20 protein-coding genes are annotated in these 17,766 nt (G+C 70.2%); 13 read left to right on the forward strand and 7 right to left on the reverse strand.

Going from position 1 to position 17,766, the window contains the following annotated elements; all coding sequences use genetic code 11:
• The 3 genes from ACZ5U5_RS14000 to ACZ5U5_RS14010 all read left to right on the forward strand — a co-directional run.
• The coding region (locus ACZ5U5_RS14000; protein ID WP_469020477.1) for an SDR family NAD(P)-dependent oxidoreductase at positions 1-635 on the forward strand (635 nt) is incomplete at its 5' end.
• A gap of 77 nt (positions 636-712) precedes the next feature.
• Positions 713-1,858, forward strand: a complete 1,146-nt coding sequence (gene dgoD, locus ACZ5U5_RS14005) for a galactonate dehydratase (RefSeq protein ID WP_469020478.1) — start codon at positions 713-715, stop codon at positions 1,856-1,858.
• A gap of 74 nt (positions 1,859-1,932) precedes the next feature.
• The gene (locus ACZ5U5_RS14010; RefSeq protein WP_469020480.1) at positions 1,933-2,739 is read left to right on the forward strand and encodes a helix-turn-helix domain-containing protein; all 807 of its coding nucleotides are present in this window, start codon (positions 1,933-1,935) and stop codon (positions 2,737-2,739) included.
• Between the two features lie 226 nt (positions 2,740-2,965).
• Here ACZ5U5_RS14010 and ACZ5U5_RS14015 read toward each other — a convergent pair whose 3' ends face one another.
• Positions 2,966-3,418, reverse strand: coding sequence for an Lrp/AsnC family transcriptional regulator (locus tag ACZ5U5_RS14015; protein ID WP_469020483.1), 453 nt, complete (start codon positions 3,416-3,418; stop codon positions 2,966-2,968).
• Between the two features lie 111 nt (positions 3,419-3,529).
• Here ACZ5U5_RS14015 and ACZ5U5_RS14020 point away from each other — a divergent pair, with 111 nt between their 5' ends.
• Positions 3,530-4,150 carry a LysE family translocator gene (locus tag ACZ5U5_RS14020; RefSeq protein WP_469020485.1) on the forward strand — a complete coding sequence of 207 codons (621 nt, stop codon included), beginning with the start codon at positions 3,530-3,532 and terminating at the stop codon, positions 4,148-4,150.
• A 10-nt stretch (positions 4,151-4,160) separates the two neighbouring features.
• Here the strand turns inward: ACZ5U5_RS14020 and ACZ5U5_RS14025 are convergent, their stop codons facing one another.
• Complete coding sequence (locus ACZ5U5_RS14025) at positions 4,161-4,751, reverse strand: GNAT family N-acetyltransferase (RefSeq protein ID WP_469020488.1); 591 nt, start codon at positions 4,749-4,751, stop codon at positions 4,161-4,163.
• A 95-nt stretch (positions 4,752-4,846) separates the two neighbouring features.
• Here ACZ5U5_RS14025 and ACZ5U5_RS14030 point away from each other — a divergent pair, with 95 nt between their 5' ends.
• Both ACZ5U5_RS14030 and ACZ5U5_RS14035 read left to right on the forward strand, forming a co-directional pair.
• Positions 4,847-5,482: a TetR/AcrR family transcriptional regulator gene (locus ACZ5U5_RS14030; RefSeq protein WP_469020491.1), complete on the forward strand. Its 636-nt coding sequence runs from the start codon at positions 4,847-4,849 to the stop codon at positions 5,480-5,482.
• 26 nt (positions 5,483-5,508) lie between these two features.
• Positions 5,509-6,033, forward strand: coding sequence for a hypothetical protein (locus ACZ5U5_RS14035; RefSeq protein WP_469020494.1), 525 nt, complete (start codon positions 5,509-5,511; stop codon positions 6,031-6,033).
• On the opposite strand, the gene ACZ5U5_RS14040 is transcribed toward ACZ5U5_RS14035, so the two are convergent.
• From ACZ5U5_RS14040 to ACZ5U5_RS14050, 3 genes are all read right to left on the reverse strand, one after another.
• Positions 5,964-6,539 (reverse strand): GNAT family N-acetyltransferase, encoded by a 576-nt coding sequence (locus ACZ5U5_RS14040; protein WP_469020496.1) that lies wholly within the window; start codon positions 6,537-6,539, stop codon positions 5,964-5,966. The two genes, ACZ5U5_RS14035 and ACZ5U5_RS14040, sit on opposite strands and share 70 nt — an antisense overlap.
• A 130-nt stretch (positions 6,540-6,669) precedes the next feature.
• Positions 6,670-7,449, reverse strand: a complete 780-nt coding sequence (locus tag ACZ5U5_RS14045) for an NAD(P)H-dependent oxidoreductase (protein ID WP_469020498.1) — start codon at positions 7,447-7,449, stop codon at positions 6,670-6,672.
• 110 nt (positions 7,450-7,559) lie between these two features.
• Positions 7,560-8,594 (reverse strand): LacI family DNA-binding transcriptional regulator, encoded by a 1,035-nt coding sequence (locus tag ACZ5U5_RS14050; protein ID WP_469020501.1) that lies wholly within the window; start codon positions 8,592-8,594, stop codon positions 7,560-7,562.
• Between the two features lie 286 nt (positions 8,595-8,880).
• Between ACZ5U5_RS14050 and ACZ5U5_RS14055 the strand changes: the two genes are divergently transcribed.
• From ACZ5U5_RS14055 to ACZ5U5_RS14085, 7 genes are all read left to right on the forward strand, one after another.
• Positions 8,881-10,248, forward strand: a complete 1,368-nt coding sequence (locus ACZ5U5_RS14055) for an extracellular solute-binding protein (RefSeq protein WP_469020503.1) — start codon at positions 8,881-8,883, stop codon at positions 10,246-10,248.
• Positions 10,249-10,352: 104 nt separating this feature from the next.
• Entirely contained in the window at positions 10,353-11,261 is a 909-nt protein-coding gene (locus ACZ5U5_RS14060; RefSeq protein WP_469020506.1) for a carbohydrate ABC transporter permease, read from the forward strand.
• Positions 11,262-11,263: 2 nt separating this feature from the next.
• Positions 11,264-12,151: a carbohydrate ABC transporter permease gene (locus tag ACZ5U5_RS14065; RefSeq protein ID WP_469020509.1), complete on the forward strand. Its 888-nt coding sequence runs from the start codon at positions 11,264-11,266 to the stop codon at positions 12,149-12,151.
• A 49-nt stretch (positions 12,152-12,200) separates the two neighbouring features.
• Positions 12,201-13,721 (forward strand): arabinosylfuranosidase ArfA, encoded by a 1,521-nt coding sequence (gene arfA / locus ACZ5U5_RS14070; protein ID WP_469020510.1) that lies wholly within the window; start codon positions 12,201-12,203, stop codon positions 13,719-13,721.
• 48 nt (positions 13,722-13,769) lie between these two features.
• A complete protein-coding gene (locus tag ACZ5U5_RS14075; protein ID WP_469020512.1) occupies positions 13,770-14,969 on the forward strand; it encodes an exo-alpha-sialidase in 1,200 nt (399 codons plus the stop codon).
• Between the two features lie 143 nt (positions 14,970-15,112).
• Positions 15,113-15,529 carry a hypothetical protein gene (locus tag ACZ5U5_RS14080; protein WP_469020515.1) on the forward strand — a complete coding sequence of 139 codons (417 nt, stop codon included), beginning with the start codon at positions 15,113-15,115 and terminating at the stop codon, positions 15,527-15,529.
• 133 nt (positions 15,530-15,662) lie between these two features.
• Positions 15,663-16,154, forward strand: coding sequence for a hypothetical protein (locus ACZ5U5_RS14085; RefSeq protein ID WP_469020517.1), 492 nt, complete (start codon positions 15,663-15,665; stop codon positions 16,152-16,154).
• A gap of 6 nt (positions 16,155-16,160) precedes the next feature.
• Here the strand turns inward: ACZ5U5_RS14085 and ACZ5U5_RS14090 are convergent, their stop codons facing one another.
• Both ACZ5U5_RS14090 and ACZ5U5_RS14095 read right to left on the reverse strand, forming a co-directional pair.
• On the reverse strand, positions 16,161-17,054 hold the full coding sequence (locus ACZ5U5_RS14090) for a DUF2382 domain-containing protein (protein WP_469020518.1): 894 nt from the start codon (positions 17,052-17,054) through the stop codon (positions 16,161-16,163).
• 260 nt (positions 17,055-17,314) lie between these two features.
• Positions 17,315-17,728: a hypothetical protein gene (locus ACZ5U5_RS14095; RefSeq protein WP_469020521.1), complete on the reverse strand. Its 414-nt coding sequence runs from the start codon at positions 17,726-17,728 to the stop codon at positions 17,315-17,317.
• Positions 17,729-17,766: the final 38 nt, after the last annotated feature.

Genomic DNA, 17,766 nt, shown 5'->3' on the forward strand with positions numbered 1-17,766 from the left:
TAGAGGAGGGGAAACACACCACAAAGACCGTCCGCGAGAGGGGGGGACGCGCGTTCTTCGGGGCGTGGGGTGGGGCGGACGGGGGTTCCTGGGCGCGGGCGGTGGCGGCCCCCCGCGCCCGCTTCGGCCCGGTTTCCGGCCTGCTCAGCAACGCCTACGCGGTGCGCGGGGGTGCTGCCGACGTGATCGAACCAGCGGACTGGAACCTGCAGTTGTCGGTCATGCTGACCGGCGCGTTCCTCGGCGTACGGGCCTGCCTGGACGACCTGCGTGCCACGCACGGCGCGGTCGTCCTCGTCTCGTCCGTGCACGCCGTCATGGGCCTGCCCGGCCGCCCCGCCTACGCGGCGGCGAAGGCGGGCCTGACCGGACTTGCACGCCAGTTGGCCGTGGAGTACGCACCCGTCGTACGGGTCAACGCCCTTCTGCCGGGCCCCATCCTGACCCGGGCCTGGGACACGATCGGCGCGGACGACCGGGCGCGCAGCATCGAGCAGACCCCCGCGGGCCGCCTCGGCCGCCCGGACGAGGTCGCGGCGAGCGCCGCGTTCCTGCTGAGCGACGAGGCGTCCTTCGTCACCGGTGCCAGCCTCGTGGTGGACGGCGGCTGGAGCGTGTACAAGACGTCCGCCTGAGTCAACGCCCGTGCCACCCCCACTGGCCGTCATCTGCGTGCCGCACAAGGGCACAAGGGCACAAGGAGGTTCATCCGTTGAAGATCACCCGTATCGAGACGTTCGCCGTGCCGCCGCGCTGGCTGCTCTGTCGCGTGGAGACCGACGAGGGAGTGGTCGGGTGGGGTGAGCCGGTGGTCGAAGGGCGCGCGGCAACCGTCCGTACGGCCGTCGGGGAGCTGGCCGAACTGCTCATCGGCAAGGACCCTTCGGGTATCGAGGACCACTGGCAGGTGATGACCAAGGGGTCGTTCTACCGGGGCGGCCCTGTCCTCTCCAGCGCGGTGGCCGGGCTCGACCAGGCGCTGTGGGACATCGCGGGCAAGCGGCTCGGCGTACCCGCACACGTCCTTCTGGGCGGTCCGGTCCGCGAGCGGGTACGGGCCTACAGCTGGGTGGGCGGTGACAGCCCCGCCCACATCACCGAGCAGGTGGCGGCGCAGGTCGAGGCGGGCTTCACCGCGGTGAAGATGAACGCGAGCGGGCACATGAACCGTCTCGCCACCGTCGCCGACGTCGACGAGATCGTCGGCCGTGCCGCGGCGGCGCGCGAAGTCCTCGGCCCTCACAGGGACTTCGCCCTTGACTTCCACGGCCGCTTCCACGCCGCGAACGCCCGGCAGTTGCTGCCGCACCTGGCCCCGCTCGCGCCGATGTTCGTAGAGGAACCGCTCCTGCCCGAGTACGGGCACCTGCTGCCTGCCCTGGTCGCCTCTTCACCCGTGCCGATCGCCACCGGCGAGCGGCTGTTCTCGCGCCAGGACGTGCTGCCCGCCCTCCAGGCAGGCGTCGCGGTCCTGCAGCCCGACCTGTCCCACGCGGGCGGCATCTCCGAGGTGCGGCGCATCGCCTCCCTCGCCGAGACCTTCGACACCCTCATCGCCCCGCACTGCCCGCTGGGCCCGGTGGCGCTGGCCGCCAGCCTCCAGATCGCGGTCAGCGTCCCCAACTTCCTCATCCAGGAACAGTCGATCGGCATCCACTACAACAAGGGTGCCGATGTCCTCTCCTACCTCGCCGACACCGAGGTGTTCCGCTTCCATCAGGGGCACATCCTGCGCCCGACCGGGCCGGGGCTCGGCATCGAGATCGACGAGGCGGCGGTGCGTGCGGCCGACGACAGCGAGGCCGACTGGCACAACCCGGTGTGGCGGCACGAGGACGGCTCGTTCGCCGAGTGGTGAGCGCGCGCTGGCAGCAGGTCCGCGGGAGAGGGCGGCAAGGGCGCCCCGGAGGTTGAGCCGGTACTTTGGACGGTGTGGACTCGGTTCTGCACGAGTACGACCGCATGCGCGGATGGGAAGTCGCGTTCCCGCGTCGCGCCGCGCCGCTCGACGGCGTGCTGCTCGCAGGCTTCCGTGACCGGTCGGCGGCCGGCCTGGACATGCGGGTCATCCCGCAGCCCAGTGTGACGGTCGTCATCGAACTCGGGGACGGCGCCCTGGCCGTCGAGAACAGGGGCGGCAGCCGGGAGTTGAGGAGTCTCGCCGCCGGTCTCGCGCCGGGGGAGGCCCGCGTCCGCGCCGAGCGCGTGGACTGCGTGGAGGTACACATGTCTCCGGTGAGCGCCTACTCACTTCTCGGCGTCCCACCCGCCGACCTGGACGGCCGGGTCTTCGGTCTCGAGGAGCTGTGGGGGCGCCATGAGCCGCTCCTGCGCGAGCAGTTGACGTGCGCCGTCGAGTGGGACGACCGCTTCGCGCTGATGCATGAGTTCCTGGTACGCCGCCATGCGTTGTCGCCGTCGATGGACGCGGAGGTCGTCGCCAGCTGGGAGCGCATCGTCTCCCGCCGGGGCCAGGTACGGGTCGCTGACCTGGCGGTCTCGTGCGGGTGGAGCCGCAAGCGTCTGTGGTCGAGGTTCACCGCCCAGGTCGGCCTGACGCCCAAGCGCGCCGCGATGCTCGTACGCTTCGACCGCGCCGTCCGCGGTCTCTCGGCGGGCCGTGACCCGGTAGAGGTCGCCGTGGCGTGCGGCTACGCCGACCAGTCCCACCTGCATCGCGACGTCCTGGCCTTCGCCGGCTGCACGCCGGGCGCCTTGGGGCCGCCCGCGGACACCTGACAGAGCGCGGAACATTCGTCCAAGACGTGACGCGCCGCAGCCGGTGAGGGTGGGGCCATGTGCAGCCATGACCCCGCGGGGACCAAGCCCGACGCGCCCGCTCTGGTGCTGATTCACGGATACGCCGCCCCAACAGCCGGGTGGAACCCGTTGGTTCTGCTGCTGACCAGGGCAAGAGCGCGCGCTGCCCCTGGCGGCGTCCCCGCCGCGGAACCGTTGCTGACGCTCACAGGGGCAGCGCGCGTTCGTTCACCACGTGCTTCATGACGAGCGTGGAACTCAGGCGCTGCACGCCGGGCAGGGTGGCCAGCTTGTTGTCGTAGAGCCGCTGGAAAGCGGGCAGGTCCCTGCTGACGATGCGTACGAGATAGTCGGGATCACCGAAGAGGCGCTCGGCCTGCAGGATCTCGGGGATCTCGGTGAGGGCGTGCTCGAAGGCGGAGACGGTGTCGCGGTCCTCCTGGCGCATGGTGACGAAGACCAGCGCCTCGAAGCTCAGACCGACGACGCCCGCGTCCAGGATCGCGCGGTATCCGCGGATGGCACCGCTGCGTTCGAGTTCGCGCAGGCGGCGGTGGCAGGGGGAGAGGCTCAGCCGCACGCGCGCCGCGAGTTCCGTGACCGTCAGACGGCCGTCGTCCTGAAGCTCCGCAAGAATCTTCCTGTCCACATCATCCATGGGGAAGATTCTGCCACCGTAACCTCCTGAGCTGGCAATACTTGGAAACACCTTTGGGCTCTTCCGAACTAATCTCCTCCTCAGAACCTGTTTGAGAGGGAGAAGTACGTCGTGGCCGTCAGCTCCATCACCGCCTTCTGGGCGGTCTCAGTCCTGCTCATCCTCGTGCCGGGGGCGGACTGGGCCTATGCGATCAACGCCGGGCTGCGAGATCGGTCCGTGGTCCCGGCCGTCGGCGGTCTGCTGCTCGGCTACCTCGCACTGACCGCCGTCGTCGCCGCCGGGGTGGCGGCCGTGGTGGCGAGCACGCCGTCCGTCCTCACCGCCCTGACCCTGCTCGGCGCCCTCTACCTGGTGTGGCTCGGTGCCACCACGCTGGCCCGGCCCGCGGTCGCCGGGACCGCGTCGGAGGAGAAGGACGGCGCTGCGGCCCGGGCCCGGGTCCTCAAGGGGGTGGGGATCAGCGGCCTCAACCCCAAGGCGCTCCTGCTCTTCCTGGCCCTGCTTCCGCAGTTCACCGCCCCGCACGGCAGCTGGCCACTGGCGGCCCAGATCGGCACGCTCGGCCTGGTCCACACGCTCAGCTGCGCCGCGATCTACCTGAGCGTGGGCGTACTGGCCCGCACCATCCTGCGGGCACGCCCCGCGGCCGCGCGCGCCGTCACCCGCGTCTCGGGCGCCGCCATGATCGTGATCGGCGTCCTCCTGATCGCGGAACGCCTCGCGGCCTGAGGCGCGCGCGTCAGGCCGCGCCCTGCTGAGTGGCCACGCCCTCGTCGGCTTCGCCCTCTTCGCCCCGCCACTCGTGCGCCAGCAGGGACCAGATCTGCATGTCGTGGCGGACGCCCTTGTACAGAGACTGCTCGCGCAGGGTGCCGTCCAGGTGCATGCCCATGCGCTGGGCGACTGCCCGGCTGCGGGCGTTCCCGGCGCTGTTCCACCACTCGATGCGGTGCATGCCGCGCTCGCCGAACGCGTACGAGATCAAGTGCCGCACCGAGGCACTGATCAGGCCGTGGCCCTCACCCGCGGGCTCCGCCCACACGCCGATCTCGCAGGTGCCTGCCTTGGCGTCGAACCGCACGAACATCACGCCGCCGATCAGGACGCCGTCCCGCCAGATCCCGTAGATCCGCCCGGCGTCGGCGGCCTGCTTGTCCGCGTACTTCTGGAGGGTGGCACGGGCGGATTCCAGGTCGGTGGAGAACGAGGCCCACGGAATCCACGGGTCGGTGTGGGAGCGGGCCCGGTCGATGTGGGCCAGGAACTCGGCGTCCTGCCAGGGCTCCAGCATGCGGAGCTCGGCATTCTCGGTCAGCGATATGGCGTACATGACTGGTCCTATGCGGTTGTCCGGGCGGCCGCGTGCGGGTGTTCGTGCCACGCGACCAGGTACGTAACGAACGTTGGGTATGTACTCTAGCGGCTATGACGCCGCCGGCCCGTACAGATCATGACGCCCGCAGGACCGAGGTTTCCCAGGCGGTCTGGCGGGTGCTGGCCGCGCATGGCTTCGGCGGTCTCACCTTGCGTGCCGTCGCCGCGGAGATGGGGGCCACCACCGGCCTGCTCACGCATTACTTCCCCAGCAAGCGCGCTCTGCTGAGGCACGCCCTTGAGGTGCTCGACCGGCACTCGGCCGGCCGCCCGCGCCCCGCGTCTGAGCGGGCCGGGGAGGCGTCCGGCCTGGTGATGCTGCGGGCGACGCTGCTCGACATCCTCCCGCTGGACGCCGAAAGCGCCGCGAGCAACCGCATCTGGGTGGCCTCCTGGGACGTCGCGCTCGCCGACCCGGAGCTGGCCCAGGAACACGCCGAGCGCTACCGCCGTGCGCGCGAGCGGATGGCCGGGCACATCACGCAAGCCCAGGAACTGGGCGAACTGCCGCCCGGCGCACGGCCCGCCGACACCGCCGCCGCGGCCCAGAGCTTCGTGCTCGGCCTGGTGGTCCAGGCACTGTTCGCGCCCCGGGAGTTTCCCGCGGAGCGGCAGATCGCCCTGGTGGACGCGTACTTGGCGGGGGTCGCAGGCGGCGCCCAGGGGTTGGCCGGCGTGCCCGGGTGACCCCCGAGGGCTGGACCAAAGAGGCGATGCGGGATGCGAGCGTGGCCGTCGCGGAGTTCCGCGGGCTCGCGGATCTACGCGGCGAGCCGGTCCGCTTCGCCGTGCGGCACCATCCCCCGCAGGACACACAGCGGGGCACACGGCAGGGCACCTGGCTCATGGAGTTGGGCCCCCACCTGCTGGGCATTGCGCGTCCCGCCGATGTGCGCGCGCTGGCCGAGGGAATCCTGGACACCCTCGAACGGGGGTCGGGCGAACCGGACTTCACCCTCTACGACGACGGCCACGCGGAAGCGCAAGTGACCGTCGGGTACGACGGCGACGACCTGTACTTCACCGCCGGAGTCGCCTTCGACCCCGCGCGGGACCTCGTCGGCCGCTCCCCGAGCGGTGAGCCCCTCCACCGCAACCCCTACGGCACGGCGTCCCTGGAGTTCCGGGAGGTGGCCCCGGCCGACCCGTCCCTTCTGACGCGATGCGCCTACGCGCTGCTCGTGGTCCTCGACGCGGACCCTGGCGAGGACAGGAACACGACGACGTCAGTGTCGTGACCCGGTAGGGGCTCCGGCTCGGTCCAGCCCAGACGGCGGTAGAACGCGAGCGTCTCGTGGGCCTGATCCCACGTCAGCAGCCAGGCGCGCCCGCCGGGAACAGTGGCGGGAGAGGTGAGTGCGGACAACAACTGCCGCCCCAGACCAGTGCCGCGTGCCCTCGCTCGTACCCCCAGCTCGTCGATCTCGAAGGCTCCCACCAACAGTTCGTCCACCCGATCGGCGCCGAGCAGTCGCGTCGCCTTGCCGTAGGCGCGGTCGGCGGGGAACGGGGCCTGCGTGACCCAGCCGGTGACGAAGCCGTCGACCTCGCCCTCGGGCGACAAAGAGAGGGCGGCGCGGAAACCCGGTCGTCGCGTGTCGGTCTCCAGACGCTCGCGGAACGCCTTCCCGGTGGCGTCGGGGTACCTGTGCTCCCAGGGCGGGGCGGTGAAGACCTCGACGTAGGTATCGGTGAGGCGGTCGGCGAGGGCGAGGACATCGGGGCCGAAGAGCTGCATGGTCATCGAACGTAGTGGGTGCGGCAGGATGACGTCCCATGACTTTTGGGGGAGACGAACTCGCCGAATGGTGACGTCATGCGGCAGATGATCGAACGCATCCGGGGATGAGAGGGCAGTGTCGGGGAGGGCTGTGTCAGTGCTCCTGAGTTCGTGAGCGGTGGGCCGCGACGCCGGTGAGGCCGGGTTCGATCCCGGGCTGCAGGACGAGTGCCTCGTCGTAGTCGCCGCCGTGCTCGTGGCGGTAGGGGAGCGGCTCGGTGACCGGCAGCGCGCGGAGCCGCTCGCGCAGCTCGGCCGCGCGGTCGCCGTAGCCGGTCGCGTCGAGGCGGTCGGCTCCGTAGACGACGTACGGCGGGAGTGCGTCCATCCCCGTGTACCAGAAGGTGCCGTGCAGTACGGGAAACAGCACCTCGTCCAGTTGTCCGTGGATGCCGCGCGGCCCGAAGCCCGACTCCCGCGCGCCGACCGTGGTGATGACCATGGCGCGCTTGCCGGCGAGCCCGCCGTCCCCGTAGCGCAGGGTCCGCCCCGCATGGTCCTGGAGCCCGAAGGCGAAGCCCTGCACGAGCACCCGGTCGAACCACCCCTTGAGGATGGCGGGCGGCCCGAACCACCACAGGGGGAACTGGAACACCAGCACGTCGGCCCAAGCGATCTTCTCCTGCTCGGCGGCGATGTCGTCCGTCAGTTTGGCGGCGCCGTAGGCGTGTTCCTGCGCGGCGCCGACAAGCAGCCGGTCGACGTTCTCGCGGTGGAAGTCGCCGGAGTCCACCACGGGCTTCCAGTCCATCGCGTAGAGATCGGACTCGCGGACCTCGTGCCCGAGGTCGCGCAGTTCCCGGATCCCGTCGGCGCGCAGGGAGCCGTTGAGGGATTGCGGTTCGGGGTGTGCGAATACCCAAAGAATCTTCATGCCATCGATCCTGCGCCGCTGGCCGGTGGTGGACGAGTGGCCAGATGGCCAGGGAGTGCAAGGATCTGGCCACGTCGGTAGACGTCCCGCGGCAGTCCCGGCGGGCGCCCTCAGTCGGTCGGGCGTGTGCTCTCCCGCGCCATCGAACTCTCCCGCACCATCAGTTCGTATCCCTCCGTGAGCCGCGTGTGCGGGGCCATCGCGCCCGCGTCGATCCTGCGGAGCAGGGCGTCCACGGCCAGTTCCGCGATGCCTCGCTTGTCGGGGGCGACTGTGGTCAGGCTGGGCACGCTGTAGCGGGCCTCCTCCACGTCGTCGAAACCGACGACGGCCAGGTCGTGCGGGACCCGCAGCCCGTGCTCGTGCGCCACCCGTAGGGCGCCGGAGGCCAGCAGGTCGTTGAAGCAGAAGACGGCGTCCGGCGGGTCGTCAAGGGCGAGCAGCGCGCGCATCGCGTCGGCTCCCGAGGCGCGGGTGAACGACCTTGTGTCCGGGGCGAGTTGCGGGTCATGCGGAACGCCCGCCGCGTGCAGCGCGGTCAGGTAACCGTGCATGCGCTGGACCGTCGTCGCATGGGAGGGGCCGGAGGGCTGTCCGATGACGGCGACGCGGCGCCGGCCGAGGGACAGGAGATGGTCGGTGGCCTCGCGCGCCGCCGCCGAGTTGTCGATCAGGACGTGGTCGGCGGGGATCTCGTACGACTGCTCGCCCAGGAGGACGAGGGGTACGCGGTGTTCGCGGGCGGCCAGGACCTGTTCGTCGAGGCGGAGCGGGCTGAGCAGGACGCCGTCGATGAGCGGGTCGCTGAGCCCGGAGGCGATCCGCAGTTCCTCGTCCGCGCTGCCGCCGGTGTCCTCGATGAGCACCGTGCAGCCGCGCTTCTTCGCGGCGGCGATGACCTGAGCGGCCAGTTCGGCGAAGTACGGCGCGACGAGTTCGGGCACGGCGAGGGCGATGATGCCGCTGCGCCCGGTGCGCAAGTGGCGTGCGGAGGCGTTGGGTTGGTAGTCGAGGTCGGCAATGGCGCGCAGGACGCGCTCACGTGTCCGGTCGGCGACTCTGGTCTCGCCCCGGACGACGTTGGACACCGTCTTGATCGATACCCCGGCGCGCTCCGCGACGTCCTTCAGGCGGGTGCCTGCCACGGTGTTTCTCCCTCCCCCTGACCTCCCCGACAGCCTCAGCGTACGTCATGGTCCAACGTTGTAACCCGGGGGAGTCGACGTACGCCGGTCGCGGGCGGGAACGACTACATGAACAGGTAATGCGTGCCTAGGTGTTGACGCCGTATTGCCAGCTTAGTACAACGTTGTAAACGCAGCGGGCAGCCACGAAGTGCGGTTGCCATCGGTGCACATTCCAACGTTGTACCCGTATCAGCCTTGTTCGCCTTGCCTGCCCACCTTGTTCGCCGTGGAAGGACGCATGCCCATGCGGGACCGCATACCGACCCCGTCGCTGCCCGCCCCGTCCCGCCGCCGTCTGCTGCGCGGAGGGCTCGCGCTCGGGGCGACCGGCGCCGCCGCCCTCACCGTCGGCGGCTGCGGCAGCACCCTCGCGCAGGGGTTCACCGGCGGTGCGCCCTCGCCGTCGCGGCTGAACTTCTGGAACCCGTTCACCGGCGGCGACGGCGAGCGGATGCTGGCGATGCAGGACGTCTACCGGGCCGCGCACCGCTCGACGGATCTGAAATCGGCGACCTTCCTGTGGGGCAACCCGTACTACACGAAGCTCACCCTGGCCACGCTCGGCGACCGGCCGCCGCAGGTCGCGGTGATCCATCTGTCGAAGCTGCCCACGCTCGCCGAGGCGGGCCTGCTCAGCGAGCTGCGCACCGAGGATCTGGCGCGGCACGGACTGACCGAGGACAAGTTCGACGCGCGGCCGTGGCGGAAGTCCCAGTTCGGTGGTGCGCCGCACGCCGTGCCGCTGGACACGCACCCCTTCGTGCTCTTCTTCCGCACGGACATCGCCGAAAAGGCCGGACTGCTCGACAAGCAGGGCCAGTTGGTGGACGTGGACGGGCCCGACGCGTTCATCGACGCGCTGCGTGCGGCGAAGGAGGTGACCGGCGCCTGGGGAGGTTCGGTGGCCTCGGTGAAGGAGGCCTCGATGCAGTTCCGTCTCTTCTGGTCGTTCTACCGGCAGGTCGGCGGCGGGGATCTCGTCGCCGACCAGGGCAAGCGCGTGGTCATCGACACCGCCGCCGCGGCCGAGGCGCTCGCCTACATCCGGCGGCTCAGCGCGGAGAAGGTGATCCCGGCGAACACCGACGGGAAGGCCGCCATCACGCTGCTGACCACCGGCAAGGCGGGGTTCCTGATGGACGGTGTCTGGCAGGTCCTCGCGGTCCAGTCGGCGAAGGTGAAGTTCGACATGCGGCCGTTGCCGCGCGTCTTCAAGGACGCGCCCTACGCCTGCGCCGCCGACTCACACGCCCTCGTGCTGCCGAAGGCTCCCACCGAGAGCGCCCAGCGTCTCGACCTCTCGCTCGGCTTCGTCGCGTCGATGCTGCACTCAAGCAAGTTGTGGTCGGAGGGCGGCCATGTCCCGGCATGGCTGCCGACCCAGCGTTCACGCGCGTACAAGGAACTCGTCCCGCAATCGCACTACGCCACGGCCGCCGACGGCGCGGTCTATGACCCGGCCGCCTGGTACGGCGGCGCGGGAAGCACCCTGCAGAACGTGGTGGGCGACGCCGTGACCTCAGTCTTCACCGGAGACACCAGCCCCACCGCGGGCGCCGCGCGGCTGCGCCGCGACTTGCGGACCCTGGCCTCACGCCCCGCTCCGGTATGACCCGGCCCGCCCCTGTCCGCCGCCGCCCAGCTCCGCCTGCCCCGCCTGCTCCATCTGCCCCACCTGCCCCTGGATCCCGTACGCCTTGACCGAAAGGCCGAACCGTGGCCACGACAACCGCTCCCACCTCGACGTCCAGCAGAGGCGACCGCTGGGCAGGACCGGGGATGCTGCTGCCCTTCGCCCTCTTCTACCTGGTGTTCCTGGTGGGGCCGCTCATCTACACCGTGGTCGCCGGCTTCTTCGAGACGAGCCTGCTCAAGAGCGGACTCGGTGACTTCGCGGGCCTGTCGAACTACACGGCGGTGCTCGGCGACGCGGAGTTCTGGCGCACCCTGCGCAACACGCTGTGGTTCACCGTCCTGACGACCGTGCCCCTGGTGCTGCTCAGCCTGGCCCTCGCTCTGCTCGCCGACCGGTTCGTGCGCGGCCGCTGGTTCTTCCGGTTCGCGTTCTTCGCCCCGTTCGTGCTGCCCTCCGCGGTCATCTCGCTGCTCTTCATGTTCATCTACGCCGACCAACTGGGCCTGGCCCAGGAGGTGGTGACGTGGTTCGGCGTCGACACTCCGCCGTCCTGGCTCGGCGACCCCGACTGGGCGATGATCTCCATCGCGGCAGCCACGGTGTGGTGGACGATCGGCTTCAACTTCGTGCTCTACCTGGCCGGACTGCAGGACGTGCCGCGCGAGGTGCACGAGGCGGCCGCCATCGACGGCGCCGGGCCCTGGCAGCGCATCCGGCACGTGGTCGTGCCGATGCTGGGCCGTACGACGACGCTGGTGACGGTGTTGCAGATCATCGCCTCGCTGAAGGTCTTCGACCAGATCTACATGATGACCAACGGCGGCCCCGACGGCAGCACCCGCCCGTCGCTGCAGCTCATCTACGACACCGGCTTCGTCGAGGGCCGCGTGGGTTACGCCTCGACCGTGTCGCTGTTGCTGTTCCTGGTGATCCTGTTCGTCTCCCTCGTCTGGTTCGCCCTCGTACGCCGCGCCGAGAAGGAGAGCTGACCATGACCGCGATCGCCACACGGCCAGACACGGAACAGCGGAGTGCCACCGCGCCACCGGCCCGGCGCCACGACTCCGAGCGCCTCTTCAACCGGGTGGCGCTCGGCACGCTCATCGCCCTCGCGCTGCTGTGGCTCGTGCCGCTCGCGTGGGCGCTGGCCACCTCGGTGCGCCCCGCACAGGAGGTCGTCACCAATCCCACCGGCTGGTTCACCGCGCATCCGACACTGGACGCGTACGGAGAGATCTTCGACGCGGGCAAGCTGCCCTACTGGTACGCCAACAGCTTCATCACCTCGACCCTCACCACGGTCCTCACGGTGATCATGGCGTCCCTGGCCGCGTTCGCCCTGTCACAGACCCGGTTCAGGCTGCGTCGCGTCGCGTTCGTGATGCTGCTGGCCGGGATCATGATCCCGAACCAGGTCCTGATGATCCCGCAGTTCCTCGCGCTCCAGTCGGCGGGCCTGCTGAACACCTATTGGGGTGTCGTGCTGCCCCAAGTCCCCAACGTGGTGGCCGTGTTCGTCTTCAAGCAGTTCTTCGACGGGATTCCGCGGGAGCTGATCGACGCGGCACGCGCGGACGGTGCGGGCTGGCTGCGCACCTACTGGCAGATCGTGATGCCGATCTCCCGACCGGCCGTCTCCGCGGTCACGATCTTCGTGTTCGTCGGCGTCTGGAACAACTTCCTGTGGCCCCTGCTCGTGGTGACCGACCCCGAGATGATGACGCTGCCCGTCGGACTCACCTCCGTCCAGGACGTGTTCGGCGTGCCCTATGCCCAGCTCATGGCGTCCGCCGTGCTCGGCGCGATCCCGCTGCTCGCCGTCTTCGCGCTGTTCCAGCGCCGCATCGTCGAGGGCATCGCAGGCACCGGCCTCAAATAGCCCCACCTCGCCCACGTCAAGAGACCGCACCACAGAGAGGCACCCGAACATGCCGCACACCGCACGGTTCGTCATCGACCCGGAGTTCAGCGTCGGAGACGTCGACCCGCGCCTGTACGGAACCTTCGTCGAGCACATGGGACGCTGCGTCTACACCGGCATCCACGACCCCGAGCACCCCACCGCCGACGCCGACGGCTTCCGCGGTGACGTCGCAGATCTGGTCCGCGAACTGGGCACGGGCCTGGTGCGCTACCCCGGAGGCAACTTCGTCTCCGGCTACCACTGGGAGGACGGCGTCGGCCCGGTCGCCGACCGCCCGCGCCGCCTCGACCTGGCCTGGCGCTCCATCGAGACCAACCGCGTCGGCACCAACGAATTCCTGGGCTGGGCACGCCAATTGGGTCTCGACCCCATGATGGCCGTGAACCTCGGGACGCGCGGCATCGACGCCGCCCGCGCCCTGGTCGAGTACTGCAACCACCCGGGCGGCACCGCCTGGTCGGACCTGCGCATCAAGCACGGCGTGAGCGACCCGCACGGCGTGAAGCTGTGGTGCCTGGGCAACGAGATGGACGGGCCCTGGCAGACGGGCCACAAGTCGGCCACCGAGTACGGGCGGCTCGCGGCCGAGGCCGGCAAGGCGATGCGCCAGGTCGACCCGTCCATCGAGCTCGTCGCGTGCGGCAGCTCCAACTCGCGGATGCCGACCTTCGGCACCTGGGAGCGCGAGGTCCTGGAGCAGACCTACGACGAGGTCGACTACCTCTCCCTGCACGCCTACTACGAGGAGTTCGACGGCGACCGCGCCAGCTTCCTCGCCTCGGGCGCGCACATGGACCAGTACATCCGCGACGTCGTGTCGACCGCCGATCACGTGCGCGCGGTGCGGGGCGCCAAGAAGCACATCAAGCTCTCCTTCGACGAGTGGAACGTCTGGTACGCCGCCCGCTTCGTCGGTGAGCGCAATCTGGAGACCGCCGAGACACCCCGCCTCATCGAGGACACGTACAGCGTGACGGACGCCGCCGTGGTCGGCTCGCTGCTCATCACGCTGCTGCGCAACGCCGACCGGGTGGCCATCGCCTGCCTGGCCCAGCTGGTCAACGTTATCGCGCCCATCCGCACCGAGCCCGGCGGTGCCAGCTGGCGCCAGACCATTTTCCACCCCTTCGCCCAGGCAGCCCGCTACGCCACCGGACGCGTCCTGCGCACCGACACCACCGGCCCGCGCATCGACACACCGCAGTACGGGGACGTGTCCGCGCTCGACACCGTCGTGACGCACGACGAGGAGACCGGCGCGCTCACCGTCCTGGCCGTCAACCGCGACCAGGAGCAGCCACTGCTCCTCGAGGCCGCGCTGCGCGGGGAAGCCGCCGGGTACCGCGTGGTGGAGCACTTGGTCCTGTCCGACCAGGACCCGGACGCGGTCAACACCGAGGCGGCGCCGGACCGCGTGGTGCCGCGCCGCGCGTCCGGAACACACATCACCGCCGAGGGCGCTCTGGCGGCCGAGCTGCCCGCGGTCTCCTGGAACGTCATCCGGCTCGCACCCCAACAGAACTGACGACAGCTCGCCGTTCGCTCCCCACCCCCGCAGAGTCAGGAGAGGCCCATGTCAGCGCACCACCCCGCACGACCACGTCTCCTCCGCCCCACCGCCCTGATCCCCTTGCTGCTCGCCCTCGTGGCGGCGCTGTTCGTCACGCAGTCCGGGACACCGGCCGACGCCGCGACCGGCACCTTGCTGCGTGATGGCACCGGTCTGTACCCGCGCGCCGTCAGACTCGCCCACAACGGCGACGCCAACGGCCGCACCCTGGCCTCCGTGGTCACGTTCGACGGGAACAACGGACTCGGCGCCATCCACGAGAGCACCGACGGGGGCGCCTCGTTCCGAGAGGTCGGCACGGTGCGCGACCCCGAGGCCGCGGGCGGACAGGGACTGTGCTGCTCGACGCTTTATGAACTGCCGCGGCGCATCGGCAAACTGCCCGCGGGGACACTGCTGTGGGCGGCGTCGGTCGGGCAGGACGAGCCGAACCGGCGGATGGCCCTGCGGGTCTTCAAGAGCACGGACGTGGGCCGCAGTTGGAGCTACCTCTCCACGATCGCCACCGCGTCGAACGACAAGGGTCTGTGGGAACCGGAGTTCGCCGTCGACGCCTCCGGTCAGCTCGTGGCGCACTACTCCGACGAGACCGACGCCGGGCACAGCCAGAAGCTGGTGGCCGCCCGCACCGCGAACGGGGTGACCTGGACGGGCCACCACGACACCGTCGCCAGCACCCTCGCCTCGGACCGGCCCGGCATGGCGGTGGTGCGCAAGATGGGCGACGGGACCTACTTCATGTCGTTCGAGATCTGCGCGGCCGCCGGCCAGTTCCAGTGCGTCGTGCACTACCGGACCTCGTCCGACGGCTGGAACTGGGGCTCTCCCACCTACTTGGGCATCCGCCCGGAGACCGCCGACGGCAAGTACTTCAAGCACGCGCCGAACCTGGCGTGGGCGCCGGAGGCGGGCAACCCGAAGGGCAGGCTCTTCCTCGTCGGCCAGGTGATGTACAACCGCGACGGCAGCAAGGCTGCCGCAAGCGGACGTACCGTCTGGGTGAACAGTGCGGGGGGTGCGGGGAGTTGGCGGGAGATCCCCGCGCCCGTAGCGGTTGAGTCGACGACCGTCGACTACTGCCCCAACTACAGCTCGAGCCTGCTGCCCTCGGCCGACGGCAACAGGCTCCTCGAAATCGCGACGGACTGGTCCGGCTCGGTCTGCAAGCCGTACTTCGCCACTGGTTCGGTGCCGGGCGCCTGAGCATGGAGGTGCCCCGCGTGTGAGTGATGACCACGTCGCACACGCGGGGCAGCCGCGGACCCGGCCGGCCGATGTGCGGCCACACGGGGGAGCGCGCAGCGAGCCTTCGCCGCCGGGGCCCCGGCAACGGCTACCGAGAGATCATGACCTACGACCCACTCGACGAGATGTTCCGGCGGATCGATCTGACGCAGGCCATGGAAGAGCGGTTCGGCATCAGCAGAGACTGGCCGCTGCGCCTGCGCGCCGCTCACGCCCAGCTCGAACAACTGCGCAGACTGCTCGGCGACACCGACTACGAGACGTTCACGGAGAGCGCCGTCGAAGCTGTCCGGCGGCGCGCGGAAAGCCAGGGCCCGAAGGACCTCCACAGCCACTACCTCGGGCGGGAGCTCCACGAGCGGGAACAGACCCTCGGTGAGGACGCGGCGCACGTGGCGTGGGGGATCGCCTGCGGGCTCACGGTGCTGCTCGACGACGAGCTGTACGAGGAGGTCATCACGACCGCAGCGGCGGCGTGCCGGACGGGCGCCGTCACCCTGGCCGGAACCGGCGCCTGACCAGCACAGTGCCCCCGCCCGGACCGGGCGGGGGCACTGTGCTGATCGGCCCGGATCGCGGGCCGGCAGACCTTCGGGGGATCACCACACATTCGCCCGACGGGCAGGAGCGACTTGGCTGGACAATGAACGTATGACCAAGCCTGCACCCGCCACGAACGCAGAGCAGTTCCAGACGAGCGCGGAGCAATCCCACACGCACGCAGAGCAGTTCCAGGCCTCCGCCCGACACCCCCGGCCCGGCGCCTGCCACTGTCCGTGCGACGCCCACCCCGAGTTCCCCGGTACCTGCATCGGTCGCGCCGAACCAGGCTTCACCGGCGTCCTCGACTCGCCCACCGGCGACCCCCGACACGTACCGATGTGCCGCAACTGCCACGACATCCGCATGGGCCTGGCCCCCCAACGCGACTCCTCCCTGGCAGCGGTCACGGACACCTGCACCTGTCACTGCCAGGCCAACCACCCCGACCGCCCCGGCATCTGCGAAGCGGCATCGGAGAACGGGGCGTTGATCGACGGCAGGCCGGCCTGCCTCGCGTGCGCGGACGCATGGAGGGAGGGAGCACTCGGGGTGAGTGCTCCCTCCCTCCACCGTCAGTTGCCCTCGAACGGGGCGCCCTGAGGGGCGTCAGTGGCGCGGACCCTGCTTCCGGTCACGCCAGTTCTCGCCCTTCGCGCCGCGCTCGCCCTTGGCGTCGTCGAACTCGATCTGCTCCTTGCGCACCGTGTCGGAGACCTCCTGGGTCTCGGTGACCTTCTCGGTCTCCAGACGGACACGCTCGACCGGCACGGACTCCTTGCTGACCACCGCCTTCTCGGCGTGCAGGGTCACCTCGGTCTGCTCCTCACCGATGTTGGCCCGCGTGCGGTCACCCTCACGGATGGGCTCGCGTACGACGCGAACTTCCTCGTGGGAGACGGGGACGGAGGTCTTCACGTCTTCGTCGACGACCACCTTGCGCAGTCGGGCGTGCCCGACCTCCTGCTCTTCCGTCCCGACACGAAGCCGCTCCTCCGAGCGGATCATGTCGTCGTGCTTGCTGTCGTCGCCCGCGCCGGAGCGCGTGGCGAACTCCCGCGCGCCCGCGTTGCGTCCCTCGCCGGCGCCCATGCCCATCCCGGCACCCGCACCGGCTCCGGCCATGCCCGCGGCACCGGCACGATCACCGGCGCCCGGGGCGGAGCGGGGCGTCCCAGTGGGCCGCGTGAGCCCGTAGTGGGTGTAGAGCTCCTGCTCCTCGCCCGGCTCGAGGTGCTGGTCGGCGTCCACGCGCGGAGCCTCCTTGACGGCCTCCTTGGTGGCCGTCACGTGCAGCTCGTCCTGCTGGCGGCGGGCTCCGGCGAGCGGCACGAAGCTCTGCTTCATGCCGAAGAGACCGGTCTTGACGGTCACCCACTCGGGACGCCCAGTTCGGTCGTCGAGATACACCTGCTCGACGCTGCCGATCTTCTCGCCGGTGCGGTCGTAGGCCGTAAGGCCCGCGAGCCCGTCGGCGCTGGTGAAGGCCTCGCCCTGAGCCATGGGTGATCACTCCCTCGCAGCGCGCGACGGGCAGAATCGAATTTCGCCACGGACGCCGCACGCGTCCCCTCCATCCCGCGCCGTACTGGTGGGTGACGCAACCAGGAGAGTCACTGAGCGTGTGCGGAGAGCACGATCGAGGCCCCTGAACGGGCTGTTTGGGGCGATCGGAGCGATTTGGCCCACTGTTCCTCGTACTAGCCCATTCGGGTGACCCTCCATGGGGTACGCGGGATACGTTGCCGGGATACGTGGCCTTGTTACGGCAGGGCCGCCCGTACAAGGACCTGCTCCGTCTCGGACGGGAAGAAGTTCGTGATCCCCTGCATGAGGCGCAGCGCCGTGCTCACGCGCCGGGGGAGGGGCCGCGGCAGTCCCGCGGGAGTGGCGAGGGCCGCCACACACGGGGGCTGGGTCCGGGCCCAGTCGAGTTCGTGCTGGGCGCGCTGATCCTCACCGTTGCGGATGTGGACGAGAGCGCGCCGGACACTGCCCGAGGCCTCTTCCGAAACGCTCAGGAGCGCGGTGATGCCGGAGTCGGTCGGACCGGCTGACGGGATGCCGGTCGCGGTGCCTGCGAGAGAGTGCTCGCGGGCGGCCAGTCGGAGGTGGGTGCTTGCCTGGTCCAGTATTTTGACGATCGCGCACAACCGTCCCGTGTCGAACGAGGCCATGGGATGACTCCTCTTCGATGCCGCGTGGGGAAACACGC

The sequence above is a fragment of the Streptomyces sp. NPDC033177 genome (assembly GCF_055577715.1).